Origin of the sequence: Chryseobacterium wanjuense, from assembly GCF_900111495.1 — a bacterium.
GTDB classification, from domain to species: Bacteria; Bacteroidota; Bacteroidia; order Flavobacteriales; family Weeksellaceae; genus Chryseobacterium; species Chryseobacterium wanjuense.
The window spans coordinates 565,716-582,443 of sequence record NZ_FOIU01000002.1 but is presented as its reverse complement, the minus strand read 5'-3'; the positions used below and the strand labels follow the sequence as shown (position 1 = coordinate 582,443).

The 16,728-nt window shown below is 36.4% G+C and carries 19 protein-coding genes; 9 read left to right on the top strand and 10 right to left on the bottom strand.

The annotated features are described in order from the left end of the window. Positions 1–123 precede the first annotated feature (123 nt). A complete protein-coding gene (gene mutS, locus BMX24_RS14380) occupies positions 124–2,712 on the top strand; it encodes a DNA mismatch repair protein MutS (protein WP_089793862.1) in 2,589 nt (862 codons plus the stop codon). 19 nt (positions 2,713–2,731) lie between these two features. On the opposite strand, the gene BMX24_RS14375 is transcribed toward mutS, so the two are convergent. Beyond that, positions 2,732–3,163: an energy transducer TonB gene (locus BMX24_RS14375; RefSeq protein ID WP_089793859.1), complete on the bottom strand. Its 432-nt coding sequence runs from the start codon at positions 3,161–3,163 to the stop codon at positions 2,732–2,734. A 145-nt stretch (positions 3,164–3,308) separates the two neighbouring features. On the opposite strand from BMX24_RS14375, the gene BMX24_RS14370 reads away from it, so the two are divergent. The 3 genes from BMX24_RS14370 (at position 3,309) to BMX24_RS14360 (ending at position 4,959) form a co-directional block, all read left to right on the top strand. Further along, entirely contained in the window at positions 3,309–3,797 is a 489-nt protein-coding gene (locus tag BMX24_RS14370) for a TlpA family protein disulfide reductase (RefSeq protein WP_089793857.1), read from the top strand. A 12-nt stretch (positions 3,798–3,809) separates the two neighbouring features. Then, positions 3,810–4,466, top strand: a complete 657-nt coding sequence (locus tag BMX24_RS14365) for a thioredoxin family protein (RefSeq protein ID WP_170835718.1) — start codon at positions 3,810–3,812, stop codon at positions 4,464–4,466. 85 nt (positions 4,467–4,551) lie between these two features. After that, positions 4,552–4,959 (top strand): ribosomal maturation YjgA family protein, encoded by a 408-nt coding sequence (locus BMX24_RS14360; protein ID WP_089793855.1) that lies wholly within the window; start codon positions 4,552–4,554, stop codon positions 4,957–4,959. 103 nt (positions 4,960–5,062) lie between these two features. On the opposite strand, the gene BMX24_RS14355 is transcribed toward BMX24_RS14360, so the two are convergent. From BMX24_RS14355 to BMX24_RS14345, 3 genes are all read right to left on the bottom strand, one after another. After that, positions 5,063–5,980, bottom strand: coding sequence for a YARHG domain-containing protein (locus tag BMX24_RS14355; RefSeq protein WP_170835717.1), 918 nt, complete (start codon positions 5,978–5,980; stop codon positions 5,063–5,065). Between the two features lie 80 nt (positions 5,981–6,060). Then, complete coding sequence (locus BMX24_RS14350; protein ID WP_089794715.1) at positions 6,061–6,699, bottom strand: DUF2306 domain-containing protein; 639 nt, start codon at positions 6,697–6,699, stop codon at positions 6,061–6,063. 100 nt (positions 6,700–6,799) lie between these two features. After that, positions 6,800–8,002 (bottom strand): BaiN/RdsA family NAD(P)/FAD-dependent oxidoreductase, encoded by a 1,203-nt coding sequence (locus tag BMX24_RS14345; RefSeq protein WP_089793853.1) that lies wholly within the window; start codon positions 8,000–8,002, stop codon positions 6,800–6,802. Between the two features lie 318 nt (positions 8,003–8,320). Between BMX24_RS14345 and BMX24_RS14340 the strand changes: the two genes are divergently transcribed. Together BMX24_RS14340 and thiL are read left to right on the top strand one after the other, a co-directional pair. Further along, positions 8,321–8,812: an acyl-CoA thioesterase gene (locus BMX24_RS14340; protein WP_089793851.1), complete on the top strand. Its 492-nt coding sequence runs from the start codon at positions 8,321–8,323 to the stop codon at positions 8,810–8,812. An 86-nt stretch (positions 8,813–8,898) separates the two neighbouring features. Further along, positions 8,899–9,960 carry a thiamine-phosphate kinase gene (thiL, locus tag BMX24_RS14335; protein ID WP_089793849.1) on the top strand — a complete coding sequence of 354 codons (1,062 nt, stop codon included), beginning with the start codon at positions 8,899–8,901 and terminating at the stop codon, positions 9,958–9,960. Positions 9,961–10,031: 71 nt separating this feature from the next. On the opposite strand, the gene BMX24_RS14330 is transcribed toward thiL, so the two are convergent. Both BMX24_RS14330 and pepT read right to left on the bottom strand, forming a co-directional pair. Beyond that, complete coding sequence (locus tag BMX24_RS14330) at positions 10,032–10,319, bottom strand: hypothetical protein (RefSeq protein ID WP_089793846.1); 288 nt, start codon at positions 10,317–10,319, stop codon at positions 10,032–10,034. A gap of 215 nt (positions 10,320–10,534) precedes the next feature. Further along, positions 10,535–11,782, bottom strand: coding sequence for a peptidase T (pepT, locus tag BMX24_RS14325; protein WP_089793843.1), 1,248 nt, complete (start codon positions 11,780–11,782; stop codon positions 10,535–10,537). A gap of 186 nt (positions 11,783–11,968) precedes the next feature. Between pepT and BMX24_RS14320 the strand changes: the two genes are divergently transcribed. Both BMX24_RS14320 and BMX24_RS14315 read left to right on the top strand, forming a co-directional pair. Then, positions 11,969–12,817, top strand: coding sequence for a hydroxymethylglutaryl-CoA lyase (locus BMX24_RS14320; RefSeq protein ID WP_089793840.1), 849 nt, complete (start codon positions 11,969–11,971; stop codon positions 12,815–12,817). Positions 12,818–13,004: 187 nt separating this feature from the next. Continuing rightward, entirely contained in the window at positions 13,005–13,841 is an 837-nt protein-coding gene (locus BMX24_RS14315; RefSeq protein ID WP_089793839.1) for a sulfurtransferase, read from the top strand. A 184-nt stretch (positions 13,842–14,025) separates the two neighbouring features. Here BMX24_RS14315 and BMX24_RS14310 read toward each other — a convergent pair whose 3' ends face one another. From BMX24_RS14310 to BMX24_RS14295, 4 genes are read right to left on the bottom strand one after another with little or no spacing between them, the layout of a single operon-like run. After that, entirely contained in the window at positions 14,026–14,352 is a 327-nt protein-coding gene (locus BMX24_RS14310) for an SUF system Fe-S cluster assembly protein (protein ID WP_089793837.1), read from the bottom strand. 3 nt (positions 14,353–14,355) lie between these two features. Next, positions 14,356–15,060, bottom strand: a complete 705-nt coding sequence (locus tag BMX24_RS14305; RefSeq protein ID WP_089793835.1) for a 3'-5' exonuclease — start codon at positions 15,058–15,060, stop codon at positions 14,356–14,358. Positions 15,061–15,081: 21 nt separating this feature from the next. Then, positions 15,082–15,429, bottom strand: a complete 348-nt coding sequence (locus BMX24_RS14300; protein ID WP_089793833.1) for a tRNA-binding protein — start codon at positions 15,427–15,429, stop codon at positions 15,082–15,084. Further along, positions 15,426–15,935 (bottom strand): hypothetical protein, encoded by a 510-nt coding sequence (locus BMX24_RS14295; protein WP_089793831.1) that lies wholly within the window; start codon positions 15,933–15,935, stop codon positions 15,426–15,428. The genes BMX24_RS14300 and BMX24_RS14295 overlap by 4 nt, the downstream gene beginning before the upstream one ends. Positions 15,936–16,137: 202 nt before the next feature. Between BMX24_RS14295 and BMX24_RS14290 the strand changes: the two genes are divergently transcribed. After that, positions 16,138–16,713 (top strand): DUF4840 domain-containing protein, encoded by a 576-nt coding sequence (locus tag BMX24_RS14290; protein ID WP_089793829.1) that lies wholly within the window; start codon positions 16,138–16,140, stop codon positions 16,711–16,713. Positions 16,714–16,728 lie beyond the last annotated feature (15 nt).

Sequence of the window (16,728 nt, the reverse complement as noted above, 5' to 3'; positions counted from 1 at the left end):
CCTTGACAAGGATTACGTATTCAATATTAAAAAAATTCTTTTTTGAGCTGTAAGTTTTCAAAAACTTTACTTCTACTATTTTATTTCATACTTTTACCGACCTAATTCTTAAGAACGATTTTAATGGCAAAAGCGACGAAGAAAGAAACCCCGTTAATGACACAGTACAATACCATCAAGGCGAAATATCCTGATGCGCTTTTACTTTTCAGGGTGGGCGATTTTTATGAAACTTTCGGGCAGGATGCTGTTAGAACTTCTCAGATTTTAGGCATTGTTCTTACGAAAAGAGCGAATGGGGAAGGACATATCGAATTGGCCGGATTTCCGCATCATTCGGTAGATTCTTACTTGCCAAAATTGGTGCGCGCTGGGATGAGGGTTGCGATCTGCGACCAGCTGGAAGATCCGAAAACGGTGAAAGGAATTGTAAAGAGAGGCGTTACCGAACTGGTGACTCCCGGTGTTACATTCAACGATCAGGTTTTAAATTCAAAAAAGAATAATTTCCTGTTGTCTCTTCATAAAGAAAAAGAGAAGTTCGGGATTGCTTTGGTGGATATTTCGACGGGAGAATTTCTGGTGAGTGAAGGAAATTTAGAAAAACTGCTTCATATTGTCAATACTTTTGATCCGAGTGAGATTATCTATCAGCGGAGCGTTCAGATTCCGGAGCAGATTAAAAATAAAAATGCGTTTAAACTTGAAGACTGGGCATATCAATATAATTTTGCTTACGAAAAACTGACGAATCAATTTAAAACCAATTCATTAAAAGGTTTTGGTGTTGAAAATCAACCGTTAGCAATTACGGCAGCGGGAGCTATTTTCGCTTATCTTGTGGAAGATACCCACCACAATTTATTAGCTCACATCACAAAAATTCAAGTAATTCCACAGGAGGATTATCTGATGATGGATAATTTTACGTTGAGAAACCTTGAAATTGTGTATCCAAGCAACCCACAGGGGAAATCTCTCTTGGATATTATCGACAAAACATCAACGCCGATGGGCGGTAGATTGCTCAGAAGAAGAATTATTTTACCGTTAAAATCAGTTGACGAAATCAACAGAAGGCTTTCTTTAATTGATTTTTTAAACGAAAACGATCATCTTAAATATGAAATTTCCCAGTTATTAAAATCCATCTCCGATTTGGATCGATTGATGGGAAAACTGGCGGCAGAAAAAATTTCACCGAAAGAACTAGGCTATCTTCGTCAGAGCTTGATTAATATTCATAAAATTAAGGCGTTACTTCATCCTCATGCCGATGTTTTGGCCTGGTTGGATCCTTTGTATGACCAGGATGAACTGATAAAATGTCTTCAAAATCATCTGAATGACGAGCTTCCCGTAAACCTGGCGAAAGGAAATGTGATTAAAGAAGGGATTTCCGAAGAACTTGACCGATTAAGAGGGCTTCAGTCCAAAGGTCGCGGTTTCCTGGACGAAATGTGCCAGAGAGAAATTGAAAGAACAGGAATTTCAAGCCTTAAAATTGATTTTAATAATGTTTTCGGATATTATATTGAAGTCCGAAATACCCATAAAGATAAGGTTCCAAGCGATTGGCTAAGAAAGCAGACGCTGGTAAATGCGGAACGTTACATTACGGAAGAATTAAAAGAATACGAAAATCAGATTCTCGGAGCTGAGGAAAAAATAGGGGTTTTAGAAAATGAGCTGTACAGAAATGTCTGCTCTGAAACAATGATTTATATCGATCAGATTCAGGAAAATTCGAATATTATTGCACAATTGGATGTTGCGGTTGGGCTGTCGGAACTTGCTGTTTCTGAGAGTTATACAAAGCCTGTTTTGAACGAAAGTTTTTCCATCGATTTAAAAGAGGCAAGGCATCCGATCATTGAAAATGCACTTCCTCTGGGCGAAAAATATATTCCGAATGATATTTTCTTAGACAAAGATTCTCAGCAGATTATCATGGTGACGGGACCCAACATGGCGGGTAAATCGGCGATTCTTCGTCAGACAGCGATTGTTTGTCTGTTGGCGCAGATCGGGAGTTTTGTCCCTGCAAAACATGCGGAAATCGGAATTTTAGATAAAATTTTTACAAGGGTAGGAGCGACGGATAATATTTCTGCAGGTGAATCCACTTTTATGGTAGAAATGAACGAAGCGGCGAATATTTTAAATAATATTTCCGAAAGAAGTTTAATTTTATTAGATGAAATCGGTCGTGGAACTTCCACTTACGACGGGGTTTCGATTGCATGGGCGATTGCGGAATATCTTCACCAGCATCCGACGCAGGCCAAGACATTATTTGCAACACACTACCACGAGCTGAACGAAATGACCGTGAATTTTGAAAGAGTGAAAAATTTCCACGTGTCTATTCAGGAAAACAAAGGAAATATTATTTTCTTAAGAAAATTAATTTCGGGCGGAAGCGAGCACAGTTTCGGTATTCATGTGGCAAAACTAGCGGGAATGCCTGCAAAAGTCGTGAATCGTGCCAATGAAATCCTGAAAACGCTGGAAGCAAGCCGGTCTCAAAGCGGTTCTTCCGAGAAAATTAAAAGGGTAACGGAAGAAAATATGCAATTGTCTTTCTTTCAGTTGGACGATCCGGTTCTCGAAAATATCCGTGAGGAATTAACGAAAATTGATATTAATACATTGACACCTATTGAAGCTTTAATGAAGCTTAATTCGATAAAAAAAATGATTGGAGGGTAGTTTCCAATCATTTTTTATTTTAATCATATTTCTTCAAAGACAAAGGAAAAGTATAAAGATAACGAACCGGTTCCCCATTGATGGTTGCGGGTTTCCACTTTACAAATAATCTTCTGACGGCAATTTCTGCGGCATGTGAATGTTTCTCATCGCTCCCGGTTGCAACGACATATCGTACATAGCCGGTTTTTTCAACGATAAAATAGACGCGGGTATCGATTTTATTTGATTTTACATCAATTACGTCCATGCTTTCGGCAAATTTTCTTTTAAAAGTGGCCATTCCGCCGGGAAATTCTGCGGGAACGTCTGCTTTGGTGTAAACGGCATCATCCAGCTTCATTTTTGTTCTTAAAATGGCATAATCCGGAAGCTGAGTAACATTACTATATTCCTGAGCAAAAACTGCAGCACTAAAAAAAAGACCTAAAAAAAGAATTATTTTCTTCATAATTTATAAAATGCTTGTTTTTTAGCACAGCAAAAAAAGAGCCGAATAAGATTAATAATCAATTAGAATAATGAATAAAATGTTAAAAATCAGGTAGAATGTTCTTAATGATACTATGATTTACAATAATTGATTAATTTTGAATATGAAGAATGTAATCAAAATACTATTTCTGATGTTGTGCTTTACCATTTCAAAGGCGCAGCAGACAACGGTTTCGGCCGTGAAATATGAAGAACTTGAAAAACGGATTCAGGAAGAAAAAAATAAACTTCTGGTTGTGAATTTCTGGGCAACAACCTGTGCGCCGTGTGTGAAAGAACTTCCGCATTTTATGGAAATCAATAAAAAGTATTCTGAAAACCCAAATTTTAAAATGATTTTGGTTTCGCTGGATAGATTGGTTGACAAAGAAAGAGTGATAAAATTCATTAAAAATAAAAATCTTACCGCCGAGGTCATTCTTCTAGATGATATCAAAAGAATGAACACCTGGATTCCGCGTTTTGAAAAAAACTGGGACGGAAATATTCCGGTGACGATCTTCTATAAAAACAGTGAAAAAGTACATTTCAATGACGGAGAAATGAGCAAGGAAGACCTTGAAAAGACAATTGTAAAAAATTTACCTTAAAACAAATATGCTATGAAAAATTTTAAAATTTTAGTAATGATTTTCATGGTTGGACTCGGATTATTGAGCTTCACAACGATAAATCAGGATAAAAACAAGCCTCAAAAAGAAAATATTTCTTCTGCAAAAGGCTACGAAATAGGCGATGAAGCAACAGATTTTAAACTTAAAAATGTCGACGGGAAAATGGTTTCTCTGAGCGATTTCAAAACGGCAAAAGGTTTCATTGTTGTGTTCACGTGCAATCATTGTCCGTACGCGAAAAAGTATGAAGACAGAATCATCGAATTAGACAAAAAATACAAATCTCAAGGGTATCCTGTGATCGCAATCAACCCCAATGATCCTTCCGTACAGCCTGAAGACGACTATCAGAAAATGATCGAAAGGGCAAAACAAAAGGGATTCACATTTCCGTATCTGGTAGATGAAGGTCAGAAAATTTTCCCTCAATACGGGGCAACAAAAACGCCTCATGTGTTCCTTTTGCAAAAAGAAGACGGTAAAAATATCGTAAAATACATCGGAGCGATCGATAACAATTACGAAAATCCAAATGATGTTTCAGAATATTATGTTCAGGATGCGGTAAATGCGCTAATTAAAAACGAACCGATAAAAATGACAAAAACTGTGGCCATCGGATGTACAGTGAAGGTGAAGAAATAATATCTTTGTCAAATAGATCAATAAGAACGGGCTTTAGCCCGTTTTTTTAATAACAAAACAGTTCGGCTTTAGCCAAAACACACCTATGAAATTCAGATTCAGTTTAAAATATTTCGTTGCAACACTACTCATTTTCTTGGTTGAGGTTCTCATCGCCACTGCTTTAAAAGACATTTTCTTTATCAGAGCCTATCTTGGAGACGTTATTGTGGTGATGCTTTTGTACACCTTTATTAAGAGTTTTATAGAAATTAATGATCAAAAACTGATTGTCGGAATTCTCATTTTTTCCTGTATGGTTGAGTTGGCACAGTATTTTAAAATTGCTGATAGATTAGGTTTAGAGCCTGGAAGCGTGATGTATATCGTTGTCGGAAATTCTTTTTCGTGGATTGATATTTTGTGTTATGCGGTTGGATGTTTGCTGCTTTACGTATTCGTGCGATTACAACTTAAAAAAATAAATCCTTCGACTGCTTCGCACTCAGGATGACATCTCTAATACTAAGTGTTCCTGTTTAAGCGGAATAATTTGCCAGTATCATCCTGAGCGAAGTCGAAGGATCTAATAATCAATCTTAATAAAGTTTCAAAAACTACCTTCCAAAACTATCATATTTATCCTCCGCATATTTAATAAAACGGTTCAATAAAGCCACATTTTCCTTCTCCATCGGCGAAAGATCATTGTCTACATTATTGGAAACGGGAATGTACCAGTCTGTCTGTTCAAAGAAATTTCTGTAGGTCGCTTTTTTGAAAGAATATCCGTGTCTTGCAAAAACCGAATTTTTAATGATTTCCAGATCCAGTTTTCTGAGGTTTTTAAGGTCTTTTTCAGTAAGTTTTTGTTTGGAAGCATTCAGTTTAAAAACAGCATCAGAAGCAATTCTGTTTTTTGAGGCAGTGTAGCTTTCTGTTTTTCCGGTTTCTTCGTCGGTGTATTTTTCAACAAAATTTTTCGGATTTTCCCAGTCGATAAGGTCATTGTCTTCACTCAACATGAAATTTGGATTGTAGACGAACTCTTTTTTTATAAGCTTTAACGTTTTAACCGGAGCTTTTACAGCAGATTTATTGAAAGCATTCCAGTTTCCGGTGAGGCTGTCATTGTTTAATTTTACTTCAAATCTCCCGTCGGTTTTATCATTGCCCGGTTCATCCAGAATAAAGGATTTTGTGCTTTCGTTAAAAACCCCTCGGAAAGGGCGCTGGTTTCCATTGACAATGCTTTGTCCGTACACGCTGTCTTTAGTGATTCTGTTGATTTTTAAAGAAATTTTCTTGTAAACCTCGCCTTCGTATTCCTCGCCAATCTCAGGAGTAATCATTTCTTTTCCTGCAAAATCGCCCATGTAAATTCCGTAATATTCCTTATAAATTTCAGGGACGACCACCGAATCTTTCTTCGCTGTAAGGCTGTCTTTCGAAGAGCTTGTAGTTTTTGCATCCTTTTTACAGGCAATGAAACTAATTGCAAATAAGGAGATTAATGTTAATTTTAAAATTTTCATATGTAATTTGTTATTGATTTTTATTGGTCATATGTAATCGCAGAAAGGAGTGTTGTTTTACAAAAAATGAGAGAGCGATTTCATATGTATTTTTTTGTGATTAAATATTCAATTAAAATAATATTGGGAATCCAGCCCATCCATGCGATGATCTGGTAAACATCCATCGGATTGGGGTGAAATAAATAGACAATAATGACCTTCCACATTCTCAGGCTGATCGCAGAAATGGTGAGTGCAAAACTGCGCCACATCCATTGCTTGTGTTCTTTAAATTTTTTCTGTCGCGCAAGTTGATACGCTTTAAAGGTCGAAAACCACCACAAACAGCCCAGAATAACAAACGAAGTTTTAGATAAAATTCCACCGTTGGCAAAAATTCCCATGTAAATTCCTGATGGGGCAGCAAAAATTAAAATCAGAAAAATATAAATGTTTCCTGCGTTTTTATGAAAATTTTTTACTCCAAAATCTTTTCTGATTAAGGCTAAAAATCCGCTCAATAAAACAAAAATACTTGTATAAACGTGAGTGTAGAAAAAGTAGAGATATTCCGGTCTTTCGCCGACTTCGGTTTGTTTGATCATTAAAAAACTTACATCTGTTTTTAAAGGAATATATTCTAAAGTGATTTTCAGCATGAGCCAAAAGAAATACCCGAATCCTATGGTTAAAAGGATTTTAAAAGCATTCAGAATATTTTTTTTAGCTAAAAGCATTTTATAATTTGTGTTCTTTTTTAAAACACTAATATCACAAATTTTTCCGCAGATATTCACAAATATTGTGGTAAAAATATTAGTGGGATTTGTGTTTAAATCATTTTGAATTCAAATCCTGAGCAATCAGCCACGCTTCACTCCAACACGCCTGAAAATTAAACCCTCCCGTCACTGCATCAATATTCAAAACTTCTCCGGCAACGTAAAAGTTAGGCAAGATCTTCGAAGACATATTTTTGAAATTAATTTCCTTTAAATCAACACCTCCCGCAGTTACAAACTCATCTTTGAAAGTCGATTTTCCCGTCACCTGAAATTTCTTTTTGCATATATTTTCAAGAATTGTCTGCATTTCTTTTCCTGAGATATTGGCTACTTGCTTATTCAAATCAACTTTTGAAACTTCTAAAATTCTCTGCCAAAAACGATTGGTCACATCAAAAATTTTCGATTGTCCAATGGTCTTTTTAGGGTTTGATTGTTTAAAGCTTTGGAACAGTTCTTCCGCATCACCGATGTCTTTTGAAATAAAATTAACCTGAATTTCAAAATTATATTTCACTTTCGCCAGATTGATTGCTTCCCAAGCCGAAATTTTCAGAATCGCAGGACCCGAAAGGCCCCAATGGGTAATTAATAATGGTCCACTTTCTTCGGTTTTTAACTTTGGAATCGATGTTTCTGCCATTTCAAAGCTTGTTCCAGCCAGGTCTTTCAGTAAATCATCTTTAATATTAAATGTGAAAAGCGAAGGAACCAGATCAATGATTTTATGACCTAAGTTTTCAATCATTTTCAACGATTTTGGAGAACTTCCGGTAGTATAAATCACAAAATCAGCTTCGAAATCTCCCAAACTTGTTTTAACGGAATATTTTCCGTCTAATTTTTCAATTTCCTTTACAGAACATTTGGTTTTTACTTCAACATTTTTTTGCTGAATTTCGTGTAAAAAAGTATTGATAATCGTCTGCGACGAGTTACTTTCAGGGAAAATTCTGTTATCATTTTCGATCTTCAACGAAACTTTTCGTTGGTCAAACCAATCCATCGTGTCACCAGGCTGAAACTTGGTGAAAACACTTAATAATTCTTTGTTTCCACGGGGATAAAACTGAACTAATTCTCTTGGGTCAAAACAAGCGTGCGTCACATTGCATCGCCCTCCTCCCGAAATTTTCACTTTTTGAAGGACATCCGAATTTTGTTCGAGAATGGTAATTTTATATTTGGTTTCGTCAAGGTTCGCCGCGCAGAAAAATCCTGCCGCTCCGCCTCCGATAATGATAATTTGCTTCATAGTATGATTAATCTTATGCTCAAGATTATTTTTACAAAACTACAATTTTTATAAACCATCTTATTTGAGTAATTTTGAAGAATATAATTTTTTGAACCATAACGCCGAAAAATTATTAATCACAAAAGTCACAAAAGTTTTTTTTAATTGCATTTTAGTAGTAAAAAAGAACACATTAGTTTTTGAAAATCTTTGATTTTCCTCTTATGTGAACTCTATTGCAATTTATTTTAGCTTTTTGTTCTAAAGTGTTAAAAAACTTTTGTGACTTTTGTGGTGAGGAAATTTAAAGTTCATACTTACTTAAAATAAATTTAAATGATTTTTTACCATAAATTCGAAGTACGTTGGAGTGACCTTGATGCCAACAAACATTTAGCAAATTCATCTTATGTGCAATATTGTGCACAAACCAGAATGGCTTTTATGAAGCAGGAAAAAATGGGCGTTACCCAAATGAGCCGATGGGGAATTGGTCCCGTGATCATGCATGAACGATTTTCTTTTTTTAAGGAAATATTTGCAGATCAGACGGTTATCGTAAGCCTTGAGATCGATGGATGTGCAGAAGATTCTTCAATCTATCGTTTTGTGCACAAATTTTATACGCCGGAAGGAGAGCATTGTGCGACTTCGGAAGCGACAGGTGTGTGGATCGATACGATGTTGAGAAAAATGACGACTCCGCCGGATGATGTGGTAGAAGCAATGAATAAATATAAAGGTCCGAATACGGTAATTTTAACCAAGGAAGATTTTAAAAAATTGCCTTTCCGTCCGGAAAATATTGATCCGGCACAACTTATTTAAGGATTAAAGTTTAATGTTTGGAGTTCAGGGTTATTTGTGGCTGAAACATTACTTATTACCAATTACTCATTACTTATAATTAAAATATGTTTGAAGATAAAGAACCAGAATTAACACCAATCTCTAAATTAGGAGAATTTGGATTAATAAAACATTTGACAGAGCATTTTCCTTTATCCAACGAATCTTCGGAGCTTGGAGTAGGAGATGATGCGGCGGTCATTAATCCCGGAAGCAAAAAGGTTGTCCTTACAACGGATGTTTTGGCAGAGGGTGTTCATTTCAATTTAGGATATGTTCCGTTGAAACATTTGGGATATAAAGCTGTTGTTGTGAATCTTAGTGATATTGCAGCAATGAATGCTACTCCAACACAGATTTTGGTTTCTTTGGCCGTTTCCAACCGTTTTCCGGTGGAAGCTCTGGAAGAAATTTATTCCGGAATTCAGGCGGCTTGCGCAAGATATAAAGTTGATTTGATAGGTGGTGACACTACGAGTTCAAATGCAGGACTTGTCATGAGCATTACAGCTGTCGGAATCGAAAATGACGAAAATATTGTCAAAAGAAGCGGCACAAAACCAAACGATTTACTTGTTGTGACAGGAGATTTAGGTGGGGCTTATATGGGACTTCAGATTTTGGAAAGAGAGCACGCCGTTTTCCTGGCTGACCCGAATATGCAGCCTGAAATGGAAGGTTACGACTATATTCTGGAAAGACAATTAAAGCCTGAAGCAAGAACGGATGTGAAAGAAATTTTAGAACAATTGGATATCAAACCAACTTCTATGATCGATATTTCAGACGGTCTGGCTTCTGAAATTCTGCATCTTTCTGATCAGTCTAAAGTTGGTTTCAGATTGTATGAAGAGAAAGTTCCGATGGATAATCTGACGATCACGACGGCGGATGAATTTAATTTAAATCCTGTAATGGCGGCTTTGAGTGGCGGTGAAGACTATGAACTATTGTTCACAATTTCTCCGAATGATTTTGATAAAATTAAAAATCACCCTGATTTTACCATTATCGGACATGCGGTGGAAAAAGAGGAAGGAAATTTTATGGTAGCAAGAGGTTCCAATCAATTGGTGGCTTTGACGGCGCAGGGCTGGGATGCTTTTTTGGGCAATCAGCAAATATAAAATATTCAATTTTTTTAATACATAAACCACTGCCATGGCAGTGGTTTATTATATCCTATTTTTTTCTGTTATTAATCTTTCTTAATATCTGTTTTTACATCCTGGTAGGTTTTATCTACGGCTTTTGCTCCTTTTTTAGCTGTTTTCTTAGTCCATTTTACTGCGTTTTTTACGCCTTTTTTTGTAGCGTCATAACCTTTTTCAGCAGTTTTGCCAGTCCATTCTGCACCATCTTTAACGGCTGTTTCTACTTTTTTAGCATCTTTTTTTATCTCTTGCTTTACAGAATCAGTTTTTTGTGCAGATACACCGATTCCAAATAAAAGAACCACTGCAGTTGAATATAATCTCTTTTTCATTTTTGAAATTTTTTGTTTTATAGTTTTCAAAAATCAGACCATTAATTTTTAAAACTGAAGGATGAATTTGTAATGATTTGATTTTTATCCCTTTATGGTCGTAAATGGGAAGTGCTATGGCTAGTTTATAATGTGTATCAATTTTTCAGGCCCGGATATATAGTAAATAAAAAAGCCGGCTCACTCAGCCGGCTTTCAATTTGTATGTTGAAAAATTACGCTTTCACAATATTAATAATCACCTCCGTCGCCTTCTCCATGCTCTCCAACGCCACATACTCATACGGTCCGTGGAAATTGATTCCGCCCGCAAAAATATTCGGACAAGGAAGTCCCATGTAAGATAATTGTGCACCATCTGTTCCTCCCCTGATCGCCTTGATCTTTGGTTCAATACCTGCTTCCTTCATTGCCTGAGCTGCAAGATCTATGATGTGCATTTTGCCTTCAAACTGCTGCTTCATGTTTCTGTATTGCTCTTTAATTTCGATTTCGGCAGTTCCGGCGCCGTGTTTTTGATTAAATTCCGCCACTTTTTCTTCCATGAATTTCTTTCTTGCCTCAAATTTATCAGCATCGTGGTCACGGATGATGTATTGCAATTTAGCTTCGGAAATATCCGCGTTTAAATCCATTAAATGATAAAAACCATCAAACCCTTTCGTCGTTGCCGGAGTTTCATCAGCAGGAAGCATCTGGGCAAATTCAGAAGCCAATAAAGCGGCATTTACCATTTTTCCGTACGCGTAACCAGGGTGAACACTCAATCCGTGGATTTTTACCACAGCTCCGGCCGCGTTGAAGTTTTCATATTCCAGTTCTCCAACTTCTCCGCCATCCATCGTGTAAGCAAATTCTGCCCCGAATTTGGCCACGTCAAATTTATGCGCTCCTCTTCCGATTTCCTCGTCAGGGGTGAATCCAATAGCGATTCTTCCGTGCTTGATTTCCGGATGAGCAATTAAATATTCTGCCGCCGTCACGATTTCCGCACAGCCGGCTTTGTCATCGGCTCCTAGAAGCGTGTTTCCGTCGGTGGTAATTAAAGTCTGACCGATATATTTTTTTAAACTTTCAAATTTTGAAGGCGATAAAGTAAATCCTGTTGTCTGATTTAAAACCAAATCGTTCCCATCATAATTTTCCCAAACCTGAGGTTTCACATTTTCCCCGCTAAAATCCGGTGAAGTGTCGTAATGCGAGATAAATCCAATTGTCGGTTTGTCATCATTTTCAAGGTTAGAAGGAACATATCCCATGATATAACCGTTGTCGTCTATCGATACATTTTCAAGACCGATCGTTTTCAGTTCTTCAACGATATAATTTGCGATATCCCACTGTCTTTCTGTTGAAGGAGTCGTTTCGCTTTCCGCGTCGCTCGTTGAATATATTTTTACATAATTAATAAAACGGTTCAGTAACTTTTCTTTCCACAATTGGTTGAATTCTATTGCACTCATTATTAGTATAAATTTCCAGCAAAGTTAACAAATTCCCTGCTCAGAATAATTTATTTGTAATTGAATATAAAGTATTGAAATTTTAAATCGGATATAAATGTTTGAGAATCAAAATAATGTTAGATTTGTAGGTGCCGTATACGAAATTGTTTAGTTTTATTATATTTGAGAAAATCTAAAGTAAAAATGTTTCTTACTGAATGTCCGCGTGATGCAATGCAGGGTTGGGGAGAATTTATCCCTACAGATAAAAAAATAGATTATATCAACTCTTTGATGGATGTTGGTTTTGATGTATTGGATTGTCTTAGTTTTGTATCTCCAAAAGCGATTCCGCAAATGGCAGACTCTGATGAGGTTGCCGAAAATATCGATAAATCCAGATCAAATACAAAAGTTTCTGCAATTATAGGAAACTATAGAGGTGCTGAAAAAGCGCTGAAACATCAGTCGGTGGATATTCTCGGGTTTCCGTTTTCTATTTCCGAAACCTTCCAGCACAGGAATACCAACAAAAGTCAGGATGAAGCTTTTCAGGAGATTGTCAAAATGCTGGAGCTGGTAAAAAGTGAGGGCAGACAACTGAATATTTATTTCTCAATGGCTTTCGGAAATCCTTATGGAGAAATGTGGAAATGGGAAGATGTAGATTTCTGGGCTCAGAGATTTTCAGAAATTGGAGTTAAAGATATCTTACTGTCTGATACTACGGGAGTTGCAACCCCGGAAACGATTGCTCTTTTATTTGAAAAAATACCTTCAAAATATCCTGAAATCAATTTCGGGGGACATTTTCATAACCGATATGAAGATTCTTACTCAAAACTAAAAGCGGCTTACGATAAAGGCTGTACAAGGTTTGACAGCGCCATCAAAGGAATCGGAGGATGTCCGATGGCAAAAGACGATCTGGTAGGAAATATGCCGACAGAGCAGGTGATCAACTTCATGAGCGTTGAAAAAATTGATCACAAACTGAATTTATTAAACTTCGAAAGTTCTTATAACAAAGCGAAGGATATTTTTCATTTTTGAAATAAAATCTCTCGCATACTTAACAGATCAAGCAGATTAAAAAACAAAGTGCTCTTATTGTTCTCTTTAAAAAAATCTGCGAGAGACAAAAAAATAAAAACATCAATAGAAGCGGGCTTTAGCCCGCTTTAAATATTAAAAAATCAATTGGCTTTAGCCAAAACATATTTAACTAAAATCACCAAAAATGAAACCCATAATCTCCCCATTCGAATTAAAAAACCTCCCATCCGAAAATCTCATCATTCTCGATGCAAGAGTAGGAAAAGACGTTCATCAAAATTATCTGAACAAACATATCAAAGGAGCAAGATTCATCGATCTGGATAAAGATCTGGCTGAAATTGGGGAAGATGCGGCTTTTGGTGGAAGACATCCGCTTCCCAATGTTGAAAAATTTGCGGAAACCCTTTCAAATCTCGGGATCTCGGAAGGCTCTCATGTTGTGGTCTACGACGATAAAAACGGATCCAATGCTGCCGCAAGAGCTTGGTGGATGTTGAAATCATTTGGTTTAAAAAATGTTCAGGTTTTGGATGGTGGATTTCAAAATGCTGAAAAAGAAGATATAGAATTTTCATCCGGAGAAGAAAGTTTTGAAAAATCAGATTTAATTAAAAAAGATAATTGGCTTCTGCCAACTTCGACACTGGAAGTTGTTGAAAATGAATTAACAAACCTTTCCTCAGCGGTGATAGATGTAAGAGATGCTTACCGCTATAAAGGAGAATCTGAGCCGATCGATTTGGTTGCCGGTCATATTCCCGGAGCGATCAATATTCCTTTTTCTGAAAACCTTGATGAAAACGGAAATTTCCTTTCACCGGAGATTTTAAAAGAAAAGTATTCAAAACTTTTACAGGATAAACCGCAAAATCTTATCATTCATTGTGGTTCGGGAGTAACGGCTTGTCACACGATTTTAGCGTTGGATTATGCAGGTTTTCCCATTCCGAATTTATATGTAGGCTCTTGGAGTGAGTGGAGCAGAAGGGAAGGAAAGGAGATTGCTAGAGAGATTTAACAGAAATATTTTTGAACCATTAAGGAAAGGTTAAGAAGTTAAGTTTAATCAAGCAAATCTTCGATTCTTAAGATGAATTAATCTTAATGGTTTAAATTAAAGAATCAAATTTCAAAGATTGTTGTTTGAAGTAAAAATAAAAGGCTGCCAAAACTGACAGCCTTTTTTATTTTTTAATCCAAAATTAAAGCATTCCCAGCTCAAATTTTGCTTCTTCGCTCATCATATCCTTGTTCCAGCTTGGCTCGAAAGTAAGTTCTAAATCAACACTTTTCACATGTTCTACTTCTGCCACTTTATCTTTTACCTCCTGAGGAAGCGTTTCAGCAACAGGGCAGTTCGGTGTGGTAAGTGTCATGATAATTTTAACATCCGCATCGTCGGAAATCTGAACATCATAAACCAAACCCAATTCGTAGATATCTACCGGAATTTCAGGGTCATACACGGTTTTTAAGACACGGATGATTTCTTCACCTATGTCAGCAATCTGATCGTCTGTAAATTTCATTTTTTAATCTAAATTGATGTACCTTTTCAACAAATCTTCCTGACGCATTCGCCGGAAAATATTTGCCAAAGTTAAGACATCTTTTTCACAATAGTCAACTATTCTTTGCAAGTCTTTTTCTATGTAGTAGATTGATGAAACCATTGAGCCGTCGATATCGTCTTTCGGAGTAGGAATCCCGAAAAGATGCGCCAATAATTCTAAAGAAACAAAACTTTTATAATCTCCGAATTTCCAGAGTTCCATCGTATCGATATGCGGAATTTCCCATGGTTTTTTTCCGAACATCTGAAACGGAGTCGGAGGCTGCATTCCGTTGATTAAGAATCTTCTAGATATCCACGGGAAGTCAAATTCTTTTCCGTTGTGGGCACAGAGAATGACGTCGCGAAGCCTCGGACTGTTAAAGATTTCTCCAAATTCCAGCAGCAATTTTTTCTCATCATCATCCGCAAAACTCTTTATTTTTAAAGTGTCGTTTTTTTCGACCATTCCGATCGTGATGCAGATAATCTTTCCAAATTCTGCCATGATTCCGGCTCTTTCGGAATAAAATTCTTCGGCGGTAAAATCTTCTTTTCGCTGAAATCTTGTTTTTTTATCCCAAAGCATTTGCTCGGTTTCAGATAAGTCTTCCCAAGATCCAAATCCTGGAACCGTCTCAATATCAAGAAATAAGATTCTTTCTAAAGGAATATTCTGTATCATTTATTTTTTACTGCTTTATTATTATCCAACCGGCATTCCGTTTTTTGTTGGCAATGAAGGTGTTAAAAGAGTAACATCTTTTTTGTCTTCACTGTAAACTCCCAAAACAAGACATTCGCTGAAAAAATTGGCGATCTGTTTTTTCGGAAAATTAACAACCGCTAAAACCTGTTGCCCGATCAATTCTTCTTTCTGATACAATGTGGTAATTTGTGCGGATGATTTTTTGATGCCCAAATCCCCAAAATCTATTTCCAATTGATAAGACGGATTCCTGGCTTTTTCAAAATCATTAACGGAAATGATGGTTCCGCATCGGATGTCTATTTTTTCAAAGTCTGCCCAAGTGATTTCGGGTTTTATGATCATGGTAATGAATTGATTAAGTGTTCTACTTCTGTTTTCTGTTCTGCATATTGGTGTTGTAATTCGGAACCTTCACCCATTCTTCTGTAATATTCCAAAGCTTTGTTTCCGAAAAATTTTCTGTGGAAATCTGAAACATCAGGAATTTGTGGAAAAACTTTATGAAAAAGCATTTCATAATAGGCCTGAAATTCCCTTTCATTCTTATCTTCAATGACTTGTCCGGGTGCTTTTTGCCTTACGTGAAGCATTTCATGGGCAACCATATTCAAGACTAAATTCAGATCAAAATCAAATAAATTTTTAGGAATCATGACTTTCTGCGGACCTCCCAATTCTCCTTCCGCCGTTAAAAGCATCGAATTAGGGGAAAGCTCCTCCCGGAAGCCGAATCCTGCAAAGTTTTCATGCTCCAACTCGAATGAACGAATTAAATATTCTGCCGCGTCAATGATTTGGTCGTGTTCTTTATAGGCATCCAGGTGCAGATTGATCTGTTCAAAATTCATCTCAAAATATGTTTTAACAAATGTATTAAAATAATAAAAAAGAGAAAACGCTTTTAATTAAATGAATTTTTTTCATTTTAAAATCAACTAGTTATGAATTTTTTTTGAACTTTTTTAAAATTCCGGTGCAAGATTCTCTAAAAACGCGATTTATATAAATGAGTACTCAAGGAATAATGTTTAATGTCAAAAATCAAAATTAATGAAGAAATTAACAGTACTTAAATCTCTGGTAGTTGCAATGATTGTGTTTTTAGGATTTTCTTTAACGTCCTGCAACGACGAAAGATACGAGCCGATCCCAGTAAAGCTGAGTGATGTGGACGGAAGTTATAAAGCGAGATTGGTAACATCACAGGGAAACAAATTCAATGAAAAGATTATTGAGTTTCAGGCAAAAGATACGATTATCACTTTTAAGGATTTTCCTGTAAGAGAGATTGTAAAAACGATAATAACGGATCCGGTAAAGGCAGATACAGCTCTGGCACACATCGGGAAAGTTGAATATAAATTAGAGTATACATCAAAAATAAACGCCAGTCAAAACTTAGTGGAACTTACGTTTGAGCCCAAAACTTTAGCCCTTCAGATTCCTGTAGACGGAGTCACAAAAAATGCGGTGGTAAAGTTGGCGGCAAAGCAAAAAGGATTCTTTGTAGGATACGACTGGTCTTTGAGATTTGGATTGGAAGCTGAGAAAATAACCGTTGATGGAGTAGAGTTAACCCCTTATCAGACAATTAAGTATGATGTCCCAATTAGTGTTAAAAATTAAGTAATGGTTATTTGT